Raw genomic sequence first — 20,345 nt, forward strand, 5'->3', positions numbered from 1 at the left:
CGATGCAGAGGTGAATGGCCATGCGCATCAACATCCCGGGAGCGCTGCTGGTCCTCGTGCTGGGCGTCTCCCTGGGCCTTCGCGCCCAGGCGCCGCGCCCGCGCGTCACGCTGTTCCAGTCCGAAGGCTTCCCCAGCGTGGATCGCGGGGGCCTCTCCGACGACGCGCTGAAGGAGGCGCTGCAGGGCCTTTCCTGCGAGGTGGACGCCACGCCGGAAACCCTTTCGAAGCGCCTGCAGGCGGGCACCGACGTGCTGGTGCTTCCCTACGGCAGCGCCTTTCCCTTGGCGGCCTGGGAGGCCATCCGCGCCCATCTGGAGCGAGGCGGCGGGTTGGTGGTGCTCGGCGGCGCGCCCTTCCACCAGCCCGTGCTGTGGCAAGTTGATCCCGGAGCGGAACCCGGCAAGCCGCGCGGCCGCTGGGTCCTGGGTCGGCGCCAGCCCACCTTCGCCCGCGAGCTGCTCATAGGCCCCGCGGAGGAACTCTCCGCCGAGGGCCTGGGCGATCCCAAGCTCGCCATCGGTTCGCCGTGGACCACAACAGGGACGAGGGTCTGGCCCCGGCCCTCGCGCACCTTCGCGCTCACGGTGCGCTTCGCCACGAGAAAGGACCAGCCTCGGGAGGACGGCAGCGCCGGATCCCGCGAAGCCCTGCTGCGTCCGCTGCTCCACATGGCGGATGCCGACGGCACGGCCCGCGCCTGTCCGCTGTTGGAGATCGATCGCCTGCGCGGCCTGGGCTCCGGGGGTCGCTGGGTGCTGGCGCCTTCGGATGCGCCACTGAACGCGTCGATGGTGCGGGCCTGCCTCCTGCGGGCACTGGAAGGCCCTTCCGATCTGGACGTGCGGCCCATCAACGCCTGCCTCGAACCCGGCGAATGGCCCCGGTTCCGCGTGAACCTGCATCGCCCGGGAGCCGGTGCCGAAGCCGTGCCCGCCACGATCCGCGCCATCCTGCGCGATGGGCTGGGCCAGGAGGTCGCCGTGGGAGAAGCCTCCCTTGCGGGGCCCCGGGACATCCGCCACGCGGAACTGGTGCTGAGGCCCGCCGCGCCGCTGCCTCCGGGCCTCTACCGGCTGGAGGCGGGCATCCCTGGCAGCAATTGGCGCGTCGAAAGCGGCGTGTGGGTGAAGGACGAGCGGCTGCTGAAGGAGGGGCCCGCCCTCACGGCCTCGCGGGATTGGCTGCGCCTGGATGGCCAGGTCTTTCCCGTCATCGGCACCACGTACATGGCCTCCGACGTGCACCGCAAGTTCCTCTTCGAACCCAATCCGGCCCTGTGGGATCGCGACTTCGAGGCGATGCAACGACAGGGCGTGAACTTTGTGCGCACGGGCCTGTGGACGGCCTGGGACCGCCTGATGCTGGATCCCGGAGCCCTCGACGACACGGCGCTGCGCGCCCTGGACGCCTTCGTTCTCACGGCCGCCAAGCACCGCATGCCCCTCTGCTTCACCTTCTTCGCCTTCCTGCCCCCGGCCTTCGGCGGCGAGAACCCCTACCTGGATTCCCGCGCGCTGGAAGGCCAGAAGCGCCTGCTGGCGCTGGTGGCATCGCGCTACAGGGGCTGCCCCTGGGTGCACTACGACCTCATCAACGAACCCAGCTGCGCGCCCGCCGACGCGCTGTGGACCAACCGCCCCAACCTGGACCGCTTCGAGTTCAGCGCCTGGCGGATCTGGGTCGAGGCGCACCTCGGCACCGACCCCAGCCTGCTGCGGGACCTCTGGCTGGATGGCTCCGAGGAGGTGCTCGGCCTGCCCCGCGTCGAGGAGCTGAGCCAGGCGAACTTCAAGGAGGGCAAGCGCCCTCGTAAGGTGCGCGACTTCCGGATCTTCACGCAGGAGCTTTTCGCCCGCTGGGCGTCAGAGATGCGCGGCGTGCTGCGGGAGGCCGGGGGCGATGTCCTCGTGACCGTGGGCCAGGACGAGGCCGGCCTGCTGGCCAGCCCTTCCCAGCAGCTCATGGCGCCTTCACTGGATTACACGGCCATCCACACCTGGTGGGCCACGGACGATCTGCTGTGGGACTGCGCCGCGGCGAAAGTGCCCGAGAAGCCCATGCTGGCCCAGGAGACGGGCCTCATGCGCCTGGAGGATGTGGACGGCGCGCCCTGGCGCAGCCCCGAAGAAGCCGCCCGGCTGCTGGAGCGCAAGTTCGCCGCGGCCTTCGGCGGCCGGGGCACGGGCGCCGTGGAATGGGCCTGGAACGTGAACCCCTACCAGCCCCTGGAGAACGAGGCGGTCATCGGCTTCCTGCGCCCCGATGGCACGGCCAAGGCGGAGACGCGCGTCCTGCGCACCTTCGCGGACTTCTTCGCCAAGGCCGCCCCGCGCCTGGGGGACTACGCGCCGGATGGGGTGGTGCTCGTTTATCCCCAGTCCCGCATCTTCGCGGGCCGTCCCTTCGGGCCCGACGGTGCCAAGCGCATGGTGCGCGTGCTGGCGGACCGCTTCGGTCTCGTGCCGACGTTGATCTCGGATCTGGCCCTCGATGCGTCGCGCCTGCAGGGCGCCCGGCTCATCCTCGTGCCCATGCCGGAAATGCTGGACGAAGCTGCGGCGCGGGCCCTGCTGAAGGCCCAGGAGGCCGGGGCCCTGATCCTCGTCACGGGCGCCGTGTCGGGAGACGCCCACGGCCGCCTTCCCGAGGCCCTGCGCGAGCTCGGGATCGTGGACGCCGGGCGGCCCCTGTCCCTGCGCGAGCCGACGCCCTGGGGCGGCTGGGCGACCTTCGACGGCAACCTGGGCGAAAGGCTGCGCCGCAGCCTGGCGCCTGATCTGAAGGACCCGAAGGCAAGGCTTTGGCACGAGCCGCTGCCCCTGGAGTTCGCGCGGGAAGAGGAACCCCTGGCCCGCCTGCTGGGCGCGGCGCTGAAGGCCGCGGGCCTGCCTCCTGCGGGCACGGGCGGCCCCGCCGCTTCGCGTGTGCTGGACGCCGGCGACGTGAGCCTCGTCGTCTGCCTGAACGAAGCGCCGGTGGACGTGCGCCGCAGCGTCAAGGTGGGCGGACACAGCCTCGAGGTGCCCGTCGCCGCGGGTCGCACGCGGCTGCTGCTCATGGATCGGAGCAGCGGCAAGGTGCTGGCCGAAACCCCCGGTGCGCCACTGCGCGTGAGATGAGCATGATGATGAAACCTCTCCTGACCTGGTTTGCGACCTCTTTGCTGGCGGCCTCGGGCCCCGAGCCCCTGCCGCTGCCGGCCATTCCCTTCGCGCCCCGTCATTACGTCTGTCAGCGGGCCCTGAAGGCGCCCGTGCTCGATGGGCGCCTGGATGACGAGGTGTGGCAGAAGGCCGCCTGGACCGAGGACTTCGTGGACATCGAAGGCCCGCTGAAACCCGCGCCGCGCCTACGGACTCGCGCCAAGCTGGCCTGGGACGACGAGTACCTCTACGTCGCCGCCGAGCTGGAGGAGCCCGATGTGTGGGCGTACCAGACCGCGCGGGACAGCGTCGTCTTCCAGGACAACGACTTCGAGATCTTCATCGACCCCGACGGCTCTACGAGCCCCTACTACGAATTCGAAATGAACGCGCTGGGCACCGTGTGGGACCTGCTGCTGCTGCGCCCCTACCGGGACGGGGCCCGCGTGGCGGTCAACGGCTGGGACTACCACGGCCTGAAGCGCGCCGTGGCGGTGCAGGGCACCCTCAATCATCCGGGCGACCAGGACCGCGGCTGGACCGTGGAGGTGGCCCTCCCCTGGGCGGCCCTCACGGAGGTGGCGGCCCGCAGCGGAGCGCCGCGCCCCGGCGACCGCTGGCGCCTGAACTTCTCCCGCGTGGAGTGGCGCACCCAGGTGGTGGATGGCCGCTACGAAAAACGGAAGGGGCCGGGCGGGCAGCCGCTGCCCGAAGACAACTGGGTGTGGAGTCCCCAGGGCATCATCGCCATGCACTATCCCGAGATGTGGGGTTTCGTGCAGTTCAGCGCCGAGCCCGCGGGCGCGCCCGAGAAGGCCGCGACACTCACGCCTGAAGACCAGGTGGCCTGGGCCCTGCGCCGCGTGTACTACGCCCAGCGCAACCACCGGCCCGGGTCGAGCCGCTATGGCGCCACGCTGAAGGAGTTGGCCCTGGAGGATCTGAAGCTCCCCGAGGGCTGGACCCTGCGCCTGGAGGGCGGCGAAGCCACCTGGAGCGCCGAGGCGCGCGACGTGAAGGGTACGCGCCTTTGCATCGACCCGCAGGGGGCCCTGCGCCGGGAGGCGATCGTCAAATAGGTCAAATCCGCGGCCATTTCTTCGGCTGTCGGCGGGCGCGGAACCGGGTTACACCTGAGGTTTCCGGAGGCCCCATGGGCATCGATAGCGGTCCAGCCCGGTGGCGCCGGCGCGTCCTGCGGGCCCTCCTGGTGGTGGCGGCCTGCGTCCTGGGGGCCGCGGCACCCGCGCCTTCCGATCAGCTGCGGGGAATTCCGGCGGCGGAACTGGCGCGGCGCATCCGCGCGAACCGCGACCTGGACGAGGTGCTGGAGATGGGGCGGGACCTCTTCAAGGACCGCTTCAACGCGGGCACCGTGTATCCCGAGACCTGGGTGCGGGACTTCGCCACCTTCGTCGACGTGGCGCTGGATCGCGGCGACCGCGGCGAGATCAAGGAGACCCTGCGGATGTTCCTCCGCTTCCAGGGCGCGGACGGCAACATCCCCGACGGCTTCACGCCCCAGAGCGAGGGCCGGTCGGACTATCAGAAGATCCTCAGCCCCTCGGCGCCCCGCCACTGGGCCCACAAGAACACGGTCGTCACCGATCAGGAGAGCTCCTTCATTTTGGCCACCTGCACCTATGTGCGCCGCACGGGCGACCTGACCTTCCTCGATGAACAGGTGGACGGCCAGACGGTGCGGGCGCGCATGCTCCGGGCCCTGGACTTCCTCCTCGCCCAGCGCTGGTCCAGACCCCACGGACTCCTCTGGGGCGCCACCACCATCGACTGGGGCGACGTTCAGCCCGAGCATCCCTGGGGCACCTTTCTCACGAAGGACACCCACCGCGCCATCGGTATCTACAACAACGCCATGCTGGCCCTGGCCCTGGACAGCTTCCTGCCGTTGATGGGGAAGGAGGCCGCGCCGCGTTGGGCGCGGGTGCGCGAGGATCTGGGCCGAGCCGTGCGGACCCATCTCTGGGACGCGAAGCGGCAGAAGTTCCGCCCGCACCTCTATCTTGACGGATCCCCGTTTCCGGCCACCTTCGATGAGGACGCCATCTTCTTCACCGGCGGCACCGTCATCGCCATCCAGGCCGGCCTGCTGGAACCGCGGGAAGCCGAGGCCTCCTTCGCCACCCTGCGCCTCCACGCACGCGAGGACGGGCCCTTCACGACGGTGGGCCTCGTCTGCCATCCCGCCTATCCCGCCGGCTATTTCCAGAACCCTGATCACCAGCCCCACATCTACATCAACGGCGGCGACTGGCCCTGGATCTCGGGCCGCGTCGTGCAGGCCATGATCGCCCAGGGCTTCGTGACCGACGGCTATGCGGAGCTTCTGCCCGTCGTCCAGCGTGTGAAGCGGGACAAGGGATTCTTCGAATGGTACGACCAGGCCGGCCAACCCCACGGCGCCGCCCAGTTCCGCGGCGCCGCCGGCGTCGTGGGCCTCGCCATCAAGCAGCTCCAGGCTTGGGCGGAAGCGCAGAAAACAAAGCCAACCGCGAATGACGCGAATTCACGCGAATGAAAATTGGTCGGCTCTTAGCTTGATTCAAACAGCCTGGTTTTTTTTATTCGCGCCCATTCGCGTCATTCGCGGTTCCAAGCTTTTGACCTACCGCGCCACCTGCCCGCTGAAGTGCAGGACGCTGAAGCATTCGGGGATGTGGGAATCGTAGACGCCGTGGGCGTTCAGGGCCCAGCCGGGACTCTCCTGCACGGTCTTGCCGTGGTAGCGCAGGGCTTCGAACCGGGAGAAGGAGGCGCGCAGGGTGTCGCCCTCCCGGGGCGGGAAAGGGCGGTTCGCGAAGAGGGCCTTCATGCCCTCCCAGGGGAAGGCCAGCTCCACGGTCCAGCCCTGGTCCAGGTGCTTCGGATCGTTGAGGCGGCCCTGCACCTGCACGGCACTCTGCAGGCCCGGGAAGTCCCAGTCCATGAAGGCCCAGCGCTTACCCCGGGGATGCTTGCCGATGCGCGAGGCGTCCTGGTAGCCGCAGAGCACGTCCACGTCCCGCGTGTAGAGGTCGAACTCGGGCCGATCGAAGCGGCTGCCCCGCTTCAGCGCGTCCTGGTAGATGTAGAACACCTCGTAGATCGTGTTCAGCGCGTTGACTTCAAACTCGTAGTAGCAGTCCTCGCCGCCGAAGAACACTTCCACATCGTTGTCGAACCAGATGAAGGAATCCCGCTCGGTCAGCGTCGCGCGCACCTGGGGCTCCTGGATCCAGAAGCCCACGTAGAGGGCCCGCTCGTCCCAGAGGCAGGCCACGCGCGTGTCGAAAAAGCCGGGCTCGCCCGATACCAGATCCACGAAGCGGTGGGATTTCGGCGCGGCGCGCCAGGCGGCCTTGTCGAGATTCCCGTCGATGGCGAAAGCCTCTGGCGCGCGCAGGCAGGTGTAGTGGGCGAGCTGGTCTTCGGGGATGCCGTAGCGTTCCATCAGGGCTTCTCCTGCAGGCGTTGAAGGATCTTCAAAGTCTGTTCGCCGGCGCCGATCTGGTAGCCCTCGCTCAGGTGGACGACGTTGCCGCCGGCATCCACCACGGCGATCACGGGCAGGCGCGAGCCGAGGCCGCGGCCCGTCGCTTCGGAGACCCGCGCCAAGAGGGCCGTGTGCGCGTCCTGCGTGAAGGCGGCCTGGGCGGGAAGCTGGTCGAAGTCGGGACCCAGCGCCTTGGCGTCGGTCCCCTCGGGCAGCAGGAAGATGAGTCGGCAGCCGGTTTTTTCGAAGGCCTCCTTGAGGCCCCGCAGATCACCCATGACGTGCCGCGTGGGCTCCTGTCCCGGAGCCACCCAGAGGAAGACCGCGCCCTTGCCTTCTGCGAGGCTGAGCACGCTTTCGTTCTTCCCCTGCAGGTTCAGCGTCGGGCAGAGCTCCAGGCGGCCCAGGCTGGGCAGGCGGGCCTCGGATTGGCGGAGGCTCAGGGGCATCGGCTTCGTCTCGCCGGACTGGAGGTTGAAGAAGGAAAGTCGCGCCAGCACGGTGCCTCCGGCCACGCGGTTGCCCGTCACGGCCAGGTAGTGACCTTCAGGCAGCTGCAGGCCCTTGGAGAGCTGGCTGAGGGGCTTCTCGTCATCGAAGTCCAGCGTCTTGTAGCGGCCGCCTTCGAAGCGGGCCAGGGTGAAGTGGGTGGCGTATTTCAGATCGGACTGGCCCTCGGCGTGCAACTGGAGGGTGCCCGTCGGCTGGGCGGTGGCGGGGACCTGGGGGCCGAAGGCGGCGGTTTTCCAGACACCATTCCAGAGGAACTGGGGCGTGCGCAGGGCCGGATCGAGGCGGGCGGGCAGGTCCAGGGCGCGGCAGCAGGCCACGAAGAAGATGTCGCGGGAATGGGCGTCGGCTACGCGCAGCTCGAAGACACCACGGGGGCTGAGAGGCACGCGGGAATGGTTGGCCTCGGCGTCGATGCGGATCCGGGCCTGGATCCAGGTCGCGAGGGTCTCCGGATCGCGCCGGGCGGCGGCGATCACGCCCTTCGGCAGGTGCGTCTGCAGGTAGCCGCGGTAGGCGCTGAGCAGCTCGTTGTCGATGCGCGGGCAGAGCACCTGGGAGACGAAGGTCTCGCGGGGCAGCCGCTGGGCCAGGGCGAGGCCGTGCTTCAGGTGATCCGCCAGCACGGCGGCGGGCGTGTCTCGCAGATCCTTGTCGGACAGGGATTCCAGCAGGGGCAGGGCCCAGGGGCGCGTGGCGGGGGTCGTGCCCTGAAGGAAGGCCGTGAGGGCCATCCAGTTGCCGGCACTCTTGGGGATCAGCTTCCACAGCCGCTCGCCGTCGAGGCCGAGTTCCTTCGCCAGGGTCGAGGCCCTCTCACGATCCATGAAGGTGGCGGTGTAGCGCCCGCGAAGGGCGTCCTCCTCCTTCAGGCGCCGTGCGTTCTCTTCGCGGGCGGCCGGCGGGTCGGGCAGGGCGGGGCGTTCCACGGGCGGCACCTGGTCCAGGTCCATCACCTGTTCCTTGGCGGGATCGCCATCCAGCACGAGCTTCACCTCGCCGGGGCTTTCCACCGTGACTTTCTGGAAGCCGAAGGCCTCGCCCTGGCGCGCCCAGAGCAGCAGATCGCCCAGGCCGGTCTCGAGCGACGTCCGGCCTTCCGAATCCGTGATGCGCGAGGCCAGGGGGAAGAACTCGCCGTAGTTGTAGAGCTGGAATTCCACCGTGGCGCCAGCGGCGGGGTTTCCTTCGCGATCCAGCACTTGCACGCGCACGGCCTTCACGGGCGCGTAGTGGGCGGTGAGGTTGAGTTCGGCGTAGCGCTCGGTCCGGCGCACCACGGGCTCCGAGCCCCCGTAGGGCCCGTAGGCGCGGGTGTGCACGAGCATGGCGCGGCGCACGGATTCCCGGAACCAGCCCATGTCCAGGTCGGGCTCGGGCTCGCAGGCGCCGAGGAAATGCCAGGTGCCGTCGATCCAGACCTCCACCCAGGCGTGGTTGTCGTCGCTGTGGGCCCAGCGGGGCGTGTAGACCTGGCGGGCCGGGATGCAGGCGGCGCGCAGGGCCGCCACGGTGAAGGTGGACTCCTCGCCACAGCGTCCGAAGGCGCTCTGGATGGTGGCCAGGGGCCCGCTGGTGCGGCTGTCCGTGCCCTGGTAGGTCGCTCGCTCGTGGCACCAGTGGTTGATCTCCAGGGCCGCCTGCCGCATCGTCAGGCCCTTCACGCGCCGGGCGAGATCGCGGTGGTAGCGGGCGCGGAAGGCATCCAGGTTCTCGTTGTTCACCCGGGGCGGCAGCACGAAGTGGCGGAAGACATCCTCTGGGATGCTTCTGCCCCAAGGCGCCGCCCGGCGGGCTTCGAGGGCGGCGCGCACGGCCTCCAGGAAGAAGGCTCCGTCGAAATCCGCCAGGTCGCTGAGGGGCATACCGGCGTAGAGGAAGCGCAGGGCCTCGCGCTCTTCGGTTGTGAGCTTCTGCTGGAAGACGCCGAAGAGGGCCCGGTCGCGGCCCTTGGCCAGGGTCTTCTGGTGGGCGAAGAGGGCCTGGATCGGTGTCTCGGCTTTGGGCGGGGCGGCCGCCAGGATCACCGGCAGCAGGCAGAGGGAGGCGGCGAAGCAGGTCATGGGCGGTCCGAAAAGGATGGGGATCGGGATCCCATTCGAGGCAGGGGGCGCACGTCAGGGAGGGCCACTGGAAGGAATGCCGAGGGCGCCATGGTAACGGGATGGCGCCTCTCGCCGCCGCACCCCAAAGGGCGATCGTCCGGGTGCAAAGGGAGCGGTGACGCGGGCTTTCGAAAAAATAAGTCCCTCGCCCGTCATGCCAAATACGACGCATCCACCGACACAAAAGGAAAGTGGCCGGGCAGGGAAAGAGGTCCGGAGACTGGGAAGCGGTCGCCGTCTCCCGTGTCAATTGGTGCAAATCGCCTTCCGGAAAGTCCGCTTGTCCCCCAAGGCCCGGTGGCCTGAATCTGGCGGGAGACTCCGGAGCCCCCATGCGGTTCAAGACCCTGCCCATCTTCCTGGCTTTCCTGCTCATGGGCGTGGCGGACGCCATGGGGCCGCTGTCCAGCGCGGTGTCGTCGAACCCGCTGATGGCAGCGTTGATGCCCTTCTTCGTCTTCATCGCCTTCGCACTCTTCAGCGTGCCCGCCGGTGTGTTGGCCGCGCGCATCGGCAAGAAGAACCTGCTGCTCCTGGGCCTGGCGCTCTGCACCGCCGCCGTGGCCGTGCCGGCCTTCCTGAACCCGCCCTTCCCGCTGCTGTTGGCTTCGATCTTCCTGCTGGGCGTGGGCACGACCTTCCTGCAGGTGGCAGGCAACCCGATCATGCGCGATGTGAGCGCCGAGGGTGACTACAGCCGCAACCTCGCGCTGGCCCAGGGCATCAAGGGCGTGGGCAGCACGGCCTCGGCTTTCCTCGTCACCGCCATCACGGGCCTCGCCTTCTTCGCGGCCATGGGCTGGCGGGGCGCCTTCCCGGTCTTCTTCGCGCTCATGGCTCTGGCCCTGCTGCTGGTGATGACGCTGAAGGTGGAGGAGACCCGCACCGAGGTGCCACCCAGCGTGGGCAGTTCCCTGGCCCTGCTCAAGGAGCCCGTCTTCGCGCTGGCGGTGCTCGGCATCTTCCTCTACGTGGGGGCCGAGGTCTGCATGGCCGCCTTCCTCAAGCCCGCTCTCGATGGCCTGGGCCTGAATCCCAAGGCGGCGGCGCTCTTCGGGCCCAGCCTCTTCTTCGGCACGCTCACCGTGGGCCGCCTCGTCGCGGGCAGCGTGCAGGTCTCGGCCCGCACCTTCTTCCGCCTGTCGGCGGGCCTGGGCCTCGCGGGCCTCGCGCTCGTGATGACGGGTGCCAAGCCGCTCGTGCTGACGGGCGTCGTGCTCGGCGGCTTCGGCTTCGCCAACATCTGGCCCATGCTCTTCAGCATCACGGTGGAAGAGCGGCCGGGCCGCGCCTCGGAGCTGAGCGGCCTCATGTGCATGGCCATCAGCGGCGGGGCCCTGGTGCCCCTCGCCATGGCGCGGCTGGGCGGCGGCCGGCCCCTGGCCTTCGCCGTGCCCGCGCTGTGCTTCGGGTACCTGCTGCTGCTCTCCCTGAAGGGCGCCCGGAAGGCGGAGGCCTGAGGTGGGTATCTGGAACGACCCCCGTACCGTCCTCACCCTCGATGCCGGGGGCACCAACTTCGTCTTCGGCGCCATGCGCGGAGGCGAAGAGATCCTCGACGCGCTGACCCTGCCCTCCCACGGGCATGACCTCGAGAAGTGCCTGGCCACGCTGGTGCAGGGTTTTGAGGAGATTCGTAGCCGCCTGACTGAAAGCCCCTGCGCCATCAGCTTCGCCTTCCCCGGCCCCGCGGATTACCCGGCGGGCATCATCGGCGACCTGGCCAACCTGCCGGCCTTCCGCGGCGGCGTGGCCCTGGGCCCCATGCTGGAGGAGCGCTTCGGCATCCCCACCTTCATCAACAACGACGGGGATCTTTTCACCTACGGAGAAGCCATCGCGGGCTTCCTGCCCGAGGTGAATGACGCTCTGGCGGAAGCGGGCAGTCCCAAGCGCTTCCGCAACCTCTTCGGCGCCACTTTCGGCACGGGCTTCGGGGGCGGCCTCGTGCACGACGGCCAGCTCTTCCTGGGCGACAACGCGGCGGCGGGCGAGATCTGGGCCATCCGCAACAAGCTGGATCGCACCTTCACCGCCGAGGAGGGCGTGAGCATCCGCGCCGTGCGCCGCGTCTACGCCACCCGCGCGGGCCTGTCTCTGGAGGAGGCGCCGGATCCCCGCGAGATCTTCGAGATCGCCCAGGGCCAGCGGCCCGGCTGCATCGAAGCCGCGCGCGCCGCCTTCCGGCGCATGGGCGAAGTGGCGGGGGATGCCCTGGCCTGCGCCGCCACCCTGGTGGACGGCCTCCTCGTCATCGGCGGCGGCCTGTCCGGCGCCGCGCCGCTGCTGCTTCCCGCCCTGGTGGGCGAACTGAACGGCCTGCTGGAATCGCCCGCGGGCGCCCGTTTCCCGCGCCTGGAGGTGCGGGCCTTCAACCTGGAGGATCCCATCGAGCGCCGGGAATTCTTCCAGGCGGAAGTCCGCCAGATCCCCGTGCCCGGTTCTTCCCGCACCGTGCCCTACGACCCGCTGAAACGCATCGGCGTGGGCGTCTCCCGGCTGGGCACCAGCCGCGCCACCGCCATCGGCGCCTACGCCTTCGCCTTGGCCCAATTGGACCGATCCTGACGATTCTGGAGCAAGCCATGTCCTTCCTTCGCGCCCTCCTGTGCGCCGCCCTGGCCGTCTCTGCAGCTTCCGCCGCGCCCGTTCGGAAACCCAAGCCCGCGGGTCCCAGGCCCGTGGACCTGGTGGATCCCTTCATCGGGACGGGGGGCCACGGTCACACCTTCCCCGGTCCCAGCCTGCCCTTCGGCATGATCCAGCCGGGGCCCGACACGCGGCTCACGGGCTGGGATGGCTGCAGCGCCTACCACTTCAGCGATTCGGTGATCTACGGCTTCAGCCATACCCACCTCTCGGGCGTCGGTGTCTCCGACTACGGCGACATCCTGCTGCTGCCCGCCACGGGCCCCGTGAAGCTGAAGAGCGGCTACCACGCCAAGGGCGAGCAGGCGCCCACCTTCGATCCGAGCGGCTACGGCAGCCACTTCCGCAAGGATCACGAGCAGGCCTCCGCGGGCTACTACGCCGTCTCGCTGGACGATTACGGCGTGAAGGCCGAACTCACGGCCACGCTGCGGGCGGGCCTCCACCGCTACACCTTCGAGCGCGCCGAAGGCGCCCACGTGCTCCTGGATCTGCAGCACCGCGACGAGGTGATCACTTCCTCGCTCAAGATCGTGGACGATCACACGGTGGAGGGCCTGCGGCGTTCCAATGCCTGGGCCGCGGATCAGCCGGTCTATTTCGTCGTGCGCTTCTCCAAGCCCTTCCGGGCCGAGCTGGCGGTGGACGATCAGCTGCGCGCGGGCCTGCGTTCCGCCGAAGGCAAGAACTTGAAGGCCGTGCTGCGCTTCCAGGTGAAAGCCGGGGAGACGGTGCTGGCCAAGGTGGGCCTGTCCGGCGTGGATGTGGACGGTGCCCGGCGCAACCTCGACGGCGAGCTGCCGGGTTGGGATTTCGAAGGCACCCGCCGCGCAGCCCACGGCGCCTGGGCCAGGGAGCTGGACAAGGTCGAGGTGGAGGGCGGCACGGACAACCAGCGCGCCATCTTCTACACGGCCCTCTACCACGCCTTCCTGCAGCCCAACGTGTTCACGGATGTCGATGGCCGCTACCTGGGCCGCGATCTGAAGATCCACCGCGCGGCGGGCTACACGCAGCACACGGTGTTCAGCCTCTGGGACACCTTCCGCGCCGCCCACCCGCTCTACACGATCCTCGAAACGCGGCGCACCCGCGACTTCATCCAGACCTTTCTGGCCCAGGCGGAGCAGGGCGGCCTGCTGCCGGTATGGGAACTCTGGGGCAACGAAACGGGCTGCATGATCGGCAACCACGCCATCCCCGTCATCGTGGACGCCTACCTGAAGGGCATCCGCGGCTTCGATGCGGAGAAGGCCTTCGAGGCCATGAAGAAGAGCGCCATGCAGGACCGGCTGGGCTTCGCGGCCTACCGCCAGCAGGGCTACATCCCCTTCGATCAGGAGGTGGAAAGCGTCTCCAAGACCCTGGAATACGGCTACAACGATTGGTGCATCGCCCAGATGGCGAAGGTGCTGGGGAAGGCTGATGACTACGCGGTGTTCCTCAAGCGCAGCCAGGCCTACCAGCACCTGCTGGATCCGGAGACGGGCCTCATGCGGCCCAAGGCGAACGGCCATTTCAAGACACCCTTCGATCCCGCGGAAGTCGATCACAACTACACCGAGGCGAACGCCTGGCAGTACAGCTTCTTCGTGCCCCACGACATCTCCGGCCACATGGCGCGCCTGGGCGGCCCCGCGGGCTACGCGGCGAAGCTCGACGAGATGTTCGCTGCCGCCAGCCGCACCAAGGGACGTGAGCAGGTGGACATCACGGGCCTGGTGGGCCAATACGCCCACGGCAACGAGCCCAGCCACCACATGGCCTACCTCTACAGCTTCGCGGGCCAGCCCTGGAAGACCCAGGCCATGGTTCGCCGCCTGATGAATGAGATGTACCACAAGGATCCCGATGGCCTCATCGGCAACGAGGACTGCGGCCAGATGAGCTCCTGGTTCGTGCTCAGCGCCATGGGCTTCTACCCCGTGAATCCCTGCGGCGGCGAGTACGTCATCGGCTCGCCGCTCTTTTCGCGCGTGACGCTGAAGCTGGAGAACGGCAAGCGCTTCGTCATCCAGGCCCGGGGCGAAGGCCCCTACGTCCAGTCCGTGAAGCTGAACGGTCAGGCCTACGGCAAGGGCTTCCTGCGCCACGTCGACATTAAAAAGGGCGGGATGATTTCGTTCACCCTCGGCCAGGCACCGAACCAGGCCTGGGGCTCGGGCGAAGCGGACCGCCCGCACACGTCCGTGAACGAGCACCTCATCCAGCCCGCGCCCTACGTGGCCGAAGGCGACCTGCTCTTCCAGGAGCGCACGGCGGTGAAGCTGGCCTCGCCCCTGTCCGGTGCGGTGATCCACTTCACCTTGGACGGCACCACGCCCACCGAGGCCTCGCCCAGGTACGAAGCGCCCATCGAGCTGCGCGACAGCGCCACCCTGAGCTTTGTGGCCTTCGCCAAGGGCCTGCCGCCGAGCCCCAAGGCCGAGGCCCGCTTCAAGCGCATGCCCGTGAAGTGGGGCGTCGATCTGCAGACGCCCTTCCACCCCCAGTATTCCGCCGGAGGTGCGAATGCCCTGGTGGACGGCATCCGCGGGGGGACGGACTTCCGCCTCGGCGGATGGCAGGGCTTCCTGGGCACCGATCTCGTCGCCGTGGTGGATCTGCGGGCCGCCCAGCCGATCCGCAAGGTGGCCCTGGGCTGCCTGCAGGATCAGAACGCGTGGATCTTCATGCCCGCCGAAGTGACGTTCGAACTGTCGCTGGATGGCCAGGCCTGGGGCCCTGCGCTTCGCGTGGCGAACCCGGTGTCCCCGAAGCAGGACGGTGCCATCATCCACGACTTCGCCGCCGAGGCGGGCGGCCAGCAGGCCCGCTACATCCGCGTGCGGGCGCGCTCCATCGGGCCCTGCCCGGACTGGCACAAGGGCACGCCGGGCGCCAGCTTCCTCTTCGTGGACGAACTCACGGTCGAGTAGGACGGGTCCCAAAGGCCTGCTGGTGTTGGAAGAACGGCAGAAAGGAATGATTTAAGCGGAGGAGAACGGAGGAGCTGAGGAAAGCGGAAATCAAAAAGAGAACGATCTTCTCTCCGCTTTCCTCAGCCCCTCTGCTTCCCTCCGCTTACCGAATTCCTTGGCCTTTTTGGAATTACTTCACCCATTCCGCCAGTTCCGCGCCCGTGTGCAGGATCTCTTCCCGCCGCTTCTTCTCGCGGCCGTCGGGTCCGAGCATGAGGAAGGTGGGGAACACGGAGAGGTTCCAGCGCCGGGCGAGGAGGCGGTTCTCGCGGATCTCCAGCTTGGTCTCCGTGTGGATCTGCACGGAAATGGCCACGCATCCCGCCAGGGCCGCCTGCGCCTCGGGGGAGGGCAGCACCTCCCGCTGGACGTGCTGGCACTGGGGGCTGTAGCCCGTCCAGACGTAGACGAAGAGGGGTTTCCCTTCGGTCTGGGCGCGGGCGAGGGCGGCGCGATACTCCGCCTCACCACGGATGGGGGTCTGGGCCAGGGCGGGCAGCAGGGCCGTGAAGGCTGCGAGCAGACAAGGGCTCAAGCGCATGGGAACTCCGGATAAAAGGAAGGCCGGCGAGGAGCCGGCCTTCCTGGGGTTTCGACGACTGCAGAAGCCTAGAAGTGATAGCTCACGCCGAGCTGCAGCCAGGCGGGCGTGATGGAGTACTTGCCCTGGTCGTGGTAGTGACCGACGGAGCCGCCATTGGTCCAGAGCGGGTTGTCCATGGTCACCTGCTCGCTGCTCGTGCCGGCTTCGACGATCTGGTAGAAGCAGCGCACGGACCAGTGGCGATCCACGAAGTATTCCAGTCCGAACTTGCCGCCCAGCTTCAGGCCCTCGATGGTGTGGCTCGTGTTGCCTGCGGGGTGGACGAGGCCGTCCGCCGTGCTCGTGTAGCTGTCGTAGTCCGAGGAGACCTTCAGCTTGTTGACGTTCACGCCCAGGATGAACTTCAGGTTCTGGACCGGCGTGTTCACGATCAGCTCGCCGCCCAGCTGGGCCTGGGTGTACTTGACGTCGCGCTGCGTGAGCTGGGAGGTGTCGGAAAGGGTGCCGACCTCCGCCGTGAGGCGGTAGCCGGTGCCCGCGAAGCCGGTCCAGAAGGTGCGGCCCGCGTGGATGGAGAAGCCCTTGCTGCCGGGCAGGTCGCCCGAGATGGACTGGCTTCCCTTGTTGAGGTCGATCCCCGTGAACCAGGGGCCGGTGGGATCCTCCGCGCGCAGGCCGAGGGAGCCGATGGCGGCGAGCGCCAGCACCGAGAGCATAGTCTTTCTTGCCATGTGCATTCTCCCTTGGGATTAGAAGCGGAACCCGAAGCTCGCGGTGACCCGGCGGCCGTCATTCCAGTAGTTGTTCGTGGTGCCGGGTTCGGTGGTGCCGAAGCGGGTCACGTCGAGGATCAGGTGGCTGACGCCAGTGGTGTCCGTGGTGTTGAAGGCCGTGTTGTAGGAATTCACGAAGTGGTTCAGCACGTTGTCGATCTTGATTTCGCCGAACATGCGGAGCTTCGCCCAGACCGGCACTTCGTAGTTGATCTGGCAGTTCAGGAACCAGCGGTCGTTCTGGGTGTTGGCGTTGCGGCCGCCGAAGTACTTCTGGTAGCCGGTGGGCGCATCGGGATAGGCCACGCCGTTGGCGTCGTTGGGCAGGTTGGGGATGGCCGGGTTGAAGTCCACGGTGGTGGTGGATCCGAAGTGCGATCCGGTGGCGTAGCGCAGGAACCAGCCCGTGGTGATGCGGCCCGCACCGGCGGGATGCATGGTGGTGAGGAAGAGGTTGATGCGGTGGGTCTGGTCGTTGGCCAGCAGGCCGTAGGGCGCGAAGTCGTTGGCCTTGCCGTTGGCGACCTGCCACTGGCGCTGGCTGTAGTAGCCGCTGACGCCGTAGTCGGCGATCATCTGCCCGGCCACGTCGCTGCCTTCGTTGTTGCCCGTGAGGCGGCTGTAGGTCCAGTTGCCGCCGAAGGTGTACCAGCTCTTGCGCACGGTGAAGTCCAGCTCCAGGCCCTGGTAGTCGCGCTTCAGCTCGTTGCTGTTGAAGACGCGGGTGACCTGGGAATACATGGAGGGCAGGCCCGAGTGGGTCGGGTCCGTGAGCAGCACCATCTGATCCGGCGTGTAGTCCTGGGCGAAGGCCCAGTCGCGGCGCCAGCTGCGGTTCACGTACGTGATGCGGAAACTGGAATTGTTCTTGAAGTTGTGGGCGAATCCGAGGGTATATTCGTCCATGTAGGGCACCTTCAGACTGCCGTCGATGCGCGTGGTCTTGGAGGTGTCGTTGAAGGCCAGCACCTTCTTGTAGTTGTTGAGGTCGTAGAACTGGCTGAGGCTGAGGAAGCGCAGGCCGTACTGGTCAACCCCGCCCACCATGTCGCCGGGGCCCGCGGCGGGCTGTCCGGCGATGCCCGTGAACTGGCGGTCCACCTCGATCTGTTCTTCCGACTTCGTGAGGTACTTCGTGAAGGCCTGGGGCAGGTAGCCCAGCAGGCGGGCGGCGGTGAAGGTCACGAGGTTGGCGTTATCGCCCTTCACGTCGTAGCGGATCTGCACCCGAGGCGAATAGTCGGAGGTGGTGAACACCGTCGAACCATCCGCGTCCTTGGCGATGAACTTCTCCCAGCGCAGGCCGCCCATCACGTTCCAGTGGCTGTTGAGGGTCCACTGGTCGTTGACGTAGAGGGCCTGGTGATCGTTGTTGTAGGTGCCGCCGCCGCCGAGGAAGGTCATCACCGAGGGGATGGGGCCGCTGTAGCCCCCGCCGCTCTCGCCCACACTGGTCCAGTTGGTGCCGCCGGTGTGGATCGTCGGAATGACGATGTTTCCGCTGCCGTTGATGTACATGCCCGGGGCGCGGAAGAGGGCATGGTTGGTGCCCCAGCCGCCCGGGGAGACACGCTGGGACTGGTAGTAGTCCACGCCGAAATCCACCTCGTGATTGCCGAAGGCTTCGAGGTTGGCGGTGACGTTGAGGTTGGCGTTGGTGTTGCGGTCGCCGTCCACGCCCGGGGAGAAGTAGCCGAAGGGCCAGCCGTCGGAGACGCGCGATCCGCTGGCATTGGTGCCGTAGGCGAGAACCTTCTGGCCGTCGCCGCCCTGGGCGACATCGCCGGTGCCGTAGGTCTGGTCGGTCTTCGCCTTGTTGAACTTGCCTTCGATGAACCAGTTGGAGCTGAGGATGCCGCGGTAGACCAGGCTGAGGTTGCGCTGGGCCGTCGTGTTCTGGCCCAGGGCCGCGATGGCGCTGGTGTTCCAGAGGTCGTCGTAGTAATCCGTGGGGCCCTTGGTCTGGTCGGCCTTGAGGTAGCCGGCTTCCAGCGTGTGGTCCGTGTTGATGGCGAAGGTCAGCTTGCCTTCGTAGTATTTGTAGTCGTTCTTGCGGGCGATCTCGGTGCCCGCATCGAAGCGGGTAAAGCGGTAACCCGAGGGCACGAGGCTGCCGGCGGTGGGAAGTCCGGTGGTGGGGTCGGTCTGGGTGAGGGCGTTGATGTTGCTGGCCCAGGTGGGGCCGTTGACCCGGGCCACGCGGAGGGGCCGGTTGTTATCGACGCCCCAAGCCAGAATGCCCGTGTCCGTGCCGCCGGGAACGAGAATCGTCGCCAGGGCGAAGCGCAGTCGGCCGGGAATGATGGGGCCGTTGAGGGTGATGTCGTAGTGCGGGCTGATGGTGTCCTGGTTGATGGAGCGGTAGTCATCCTGGGGCCGGGTGGACTTCCAGTTCAGGCGGGTGGCGCTGGAGCGGATGGAGCCGTGGAATTCGTCGCTGCCGGTCTTCGTCGTGACGTTGATGGCGCCGCCGAGCACGCGGCCGATGCGGGCGTTCAGGGGCGACAGGATGACCTGCACGTCCTCGACGTTGTCCTCCACGAACCAGTTCTCGCCGCCGAAGTAGCCCCGGCTTTCGTTCTTCACCTGGGCGCCGTTCACCTGGTACATCGTGTTGTTCGTGCTGCCGCCGCGGATGGTGGGGCGGTAGGTGTTCGTGTCGTTGACCACGCCCGGTGTCAGCATGGCGGCGCCGAAGAAGCCGCGGTCCTGGGTGGGGATGGTGGCCAGTTCCTCCTGGCTGAAGTTGCTGGCGATCTTCGTGTCCGTCTTGGGAAGGGCCACGCCCTCGCTCACCACTTCCACCGTGGCCGTGGCCACCGTCTGGGTGCGCAGGGTCAGGTCCTGGCGCGAGACCACGCCCAGGCCCAGGTGGATGTCGCGGATCTCGCCAGAGAAGAAGCCTTCCTTGACCACCACCACGCGGTACATGCCGAGGGGCAGCAGGGGGGCCCGCCACTCGCCCTTGGCATCGGTGCTGAGGGTGCGGTCGGCGAAGAGGGCGGGGGAGGTGATGACCACCTTGGCCCCGGCCACGGGACGTCCGGCTTCGTCACGGACGAGGCCGTTCATGGAGGCGGAGGCCTGCTGGGCCACGGCCGCAGTGGCGGCGAGGCAGCAGGCAAGCGCGGTCACTCTGCTTGTGAATCGGTTCATTCGGGATTCCTCCTCGATCCGGCCGTGGCTAGAAACGGAATACGTAAGCGATTTCGATGTGGGGGACGAAGCGCGACTTGGTGTCGAGGGAATCCGCGGCCGTGTGTCCGCCCGTGGTATCCGCCACCGTGCCCGCCACGTGGACGTAGTTCGCCGACGTGTAGTTCAGGAGCAGCACGTTGAATTCCAGGCCTGAGGACTCGTCGATGCGGTAGTGGAAGCCGGCGTAGGGGCTCACTCCCAGGGCGCTCTTGGTGGGCGTGCCGTTGTAGGTGTCGAGGTAGGTGGCCGCGACGGCGCCGGCGGGGCGGGGATCATAGGGATCGTTCTGGCTGCTGTAGCCGTCAGAGACCGTGCCCATGACCTGGTGCTTGAAGCGCGTGAAGTTGAACTGCAGGCCGGCGCTCCAGGTCCACTCGGCCTTGGGATCCCGCTCGTAACCCAGACGCAGGGTCGTCCCATCCAGGCTGTTCTTGCGGGCGTCCGCGGAGTAGCGGGGATCGACGGTCTTCCCGGCGGCGGTGTTCCAGGTGTCGTAGCGGTACTCCTCGCCGGGCTTGTAGAGGTAGCCCAGCTCGGCGCTGAAGCGGCCGAGGGGATGGCTGTAGCCCACTTCGAAACCCATGCCGAAGACGCGGCCATCGAGGTGGTCCTGGAGGGAAGAGGCCTGTCCGGCGACCCGGAACTTGAAGCGGGCGTCGAGGTTGTCCAGCACGCCCTGGGCGGACATGGGGACGGCCGATACGAGGGCGAGCGCCGCCGACAGCGTCAATCGGATTGGGTTCATGGAGGGTCTCCGGGGTGGGGAAGGGAAGAACGGGGGTTGGTGATGCATCAATTTGAAAAATTGTCAAGCGTCAATGAATGTCGGTGTTTAGCCCGCAGCCGCGATCCCTGCTTTGGTACGAACACGCACGAACTGCCATCTGGAACCCTGGTCATCATGGAACTCTACGAATGAAGGCCCGCCAGAAGTAGCCGAAGTTTTATCGGTCTATTTTCACTTTTT

The 20,345-nt window shown here is 67.8% G+C and carries 12 protein-coding genes; 6 read left to right on the forward strand and 6 right to left on the reverse strand.

All coding sequences use genetic code 11. From position 1 onward, the window contains the following. Positions 1–20: 20 nt before the first annotated feature. The 3 genes from QSJ34_RS11850 (at position 21) to QSJ34_RS11860 (ending at position 5,685) form a co-directional block, all read left to right on the forward strand. On the forward strand, positions 21–3,122 hold the full coding sequence (locus tag QSJ34_RS11850; RefSeq protein ID WP_285575436.1) for a hypothetical protein: 3,102 nt from the start codon (positions 21–23) through the stop codon (positions 3,120–3,122). 8 nt (positions 3,123–3,130) lie between these two features. Further along, positions 3,131–4,225, forward strand: a complete 1,095-nt coding sequence (locus QSJ34_RS11855; protein WP_285575437.1) for a carbohydrate-binding family 9-like protein — start codon at positions 3,131–3,133, stop codon at positions 4,223–4,225. Positions 4,226–4,299: 74 nt separating this feature from the next. Continuing rightward, positions 4,300–5,685, forward strand: a complete 1,386-nt coding sequence (locus QSJ34_RS11860; protein WP_285575438.1) for a glucosidase family protein — start codon at positions 4,300–4,302, stop codon at positions 5,683–5,685. A gap of 87 nt (positions 5,686–5,772) precedes the next feature. On the opposite strand, the gene QSJ34_RS11865 is transcribed toward QSJ34_RS11860, so the two are convergent. After that, on the reverse strand, positions 5,773–6,597 hold the full coding sequence (locus tag QSJ34_RS11865; protein ID WP_285575439.1) for a carbohydrate-binding family 9-like protein: 825 nt from the start codon (positions 6,595–6,597) through the stop codon (positions 5,773–5,775). Continuing rightward, positions 6,597–9,212, reverse strand: coding sequence for a transglutaminase-like domain-containing protein (locus tag QSJ34_RS11870; protein ID WP_285575441.1), 2,616 nt, complete (start codon positions 9,210–9,212; stop codon positions 6,597–6,599). The genes QSJ34_RS11865 and QSJ34_RS11870 overlap by 1 nt, the downstream gene beginning before the upstream one ends. A 374-nt stretch (positions 9,213–9,586) precedes the next feature. Between QSJ34_RS11870 and QSJ34_RS11875 the strand changes: the two genes are divergently transcribed. From QSJ34_RS11875 to QSJ34_RS11885, 3 genes are read left to right on the forward strand one after another with little or no spacing between them, the layout of a single operon-like run. Beyond that, on the forward strand, positions 9,587–10,714 hold the full coding sequence (locus tag QSJ34_RS11875) for an MFS transporter (RefSeq protein WP_285575443.1): 1,128 nt from the start codon (positions 9,587–9,589) through the stop codon (positions 10,712–10,714). A gap of 1 nt (position 10,715) precedes the next feature. After that, positions 10,716–11,822 carry an ROK family protein gene (locus tag QSJ34_RS11880; protein ID WP_285575446.1) on the forward strand — a complete coding sequence of 369 codons (1,107 nt, stop codon included), beginning with the start codon at positions 10,716–10,718 and terminating at the stop codon, positions 11,820–11,822. Between the two features lie 17 nt (positions 11,823–11,839). Beyond that, positions 11,840–14,821: a GH92 family glycosyl hydrolase gene (locus QSJ34_RS11885; protein ID WP_285575448.1), complete on the forward strand. Its 2,982-nt coding sequence runs from the start codon at positions 11,840–11,842 to the stop codon at positions 14,819–14,821. Between the two features lie 172 nt (positions 14,822–14,993). On the opposite strand, the gene QSJ34_RS11890 is transcribed toward QSJ34_RS11885, so the two are convergent. From QSJ34_RS11890 to QSJ34_RS11905, 4 genes are all read right to left on the reverse strand, one after another. Beyond that, positions 14,994–15,404 carry a thioredoxin family protein gene (locus QSJ34_RS11890; RefSeq protein WP_285575450.1) on the reverse strand — a complete coding sequence of 137 codons (411 nt, stop codon included), beginning with the start codon at positions 15,402–15,404 and terminating at the stop codon, positions 14,994–14,996. A 68-nt stretch (positions 15,405–15,472) separates the two neighbouring features. Further along, the gene (locus QSJ34_RS11895) at positions 15,473–16,138 is read right to left on the reverse strand and encodes an outer membrane beta-barrel protein (protein WP_285575451.1); all 666 of its coding nucleotides are present in this window, start codon (positions 16,136–16,138) and stop codon (positions 15,473–15,475) included. A gap of 18 nt (positions 16,139–16,156) precedes the next feature. Continuing rightward, on the reverse strand, positions 16,157–19,336 hold the full coding sequence (locus QSJ34_RS11900; protein ID WP_285575453.1) for a TonB-dependent receptor: 3,180 nt from the start codon (positions 19,334–19,336) through the stop codon (positions 16,157–16,159). 28 nt (positions 19,337–19,364) lie between these two features. Continuing rightward, the gene (locus QSJ34_RS11905) at positions 19,365–20,123 is read right to left on the reverse strand and encodes a hypothetical protein (protein ID WP_285575454.1); all 759 of its coding nucleotides are present in this window, start codon (positions 20,121–20,123) and stop codon (positions 19,365–19,367) included. Positions 20,124–20,345: the final 222 nt, after the last annotated feature.

This window comes from Geothrix limicola (assembly GCF_030268085.1).
Classification (GTDB): Bacteria; Acidobacteriota; Holophagae; order Holophagales; family Holophagaceae; genus Geothrix; species Geothrix limicola.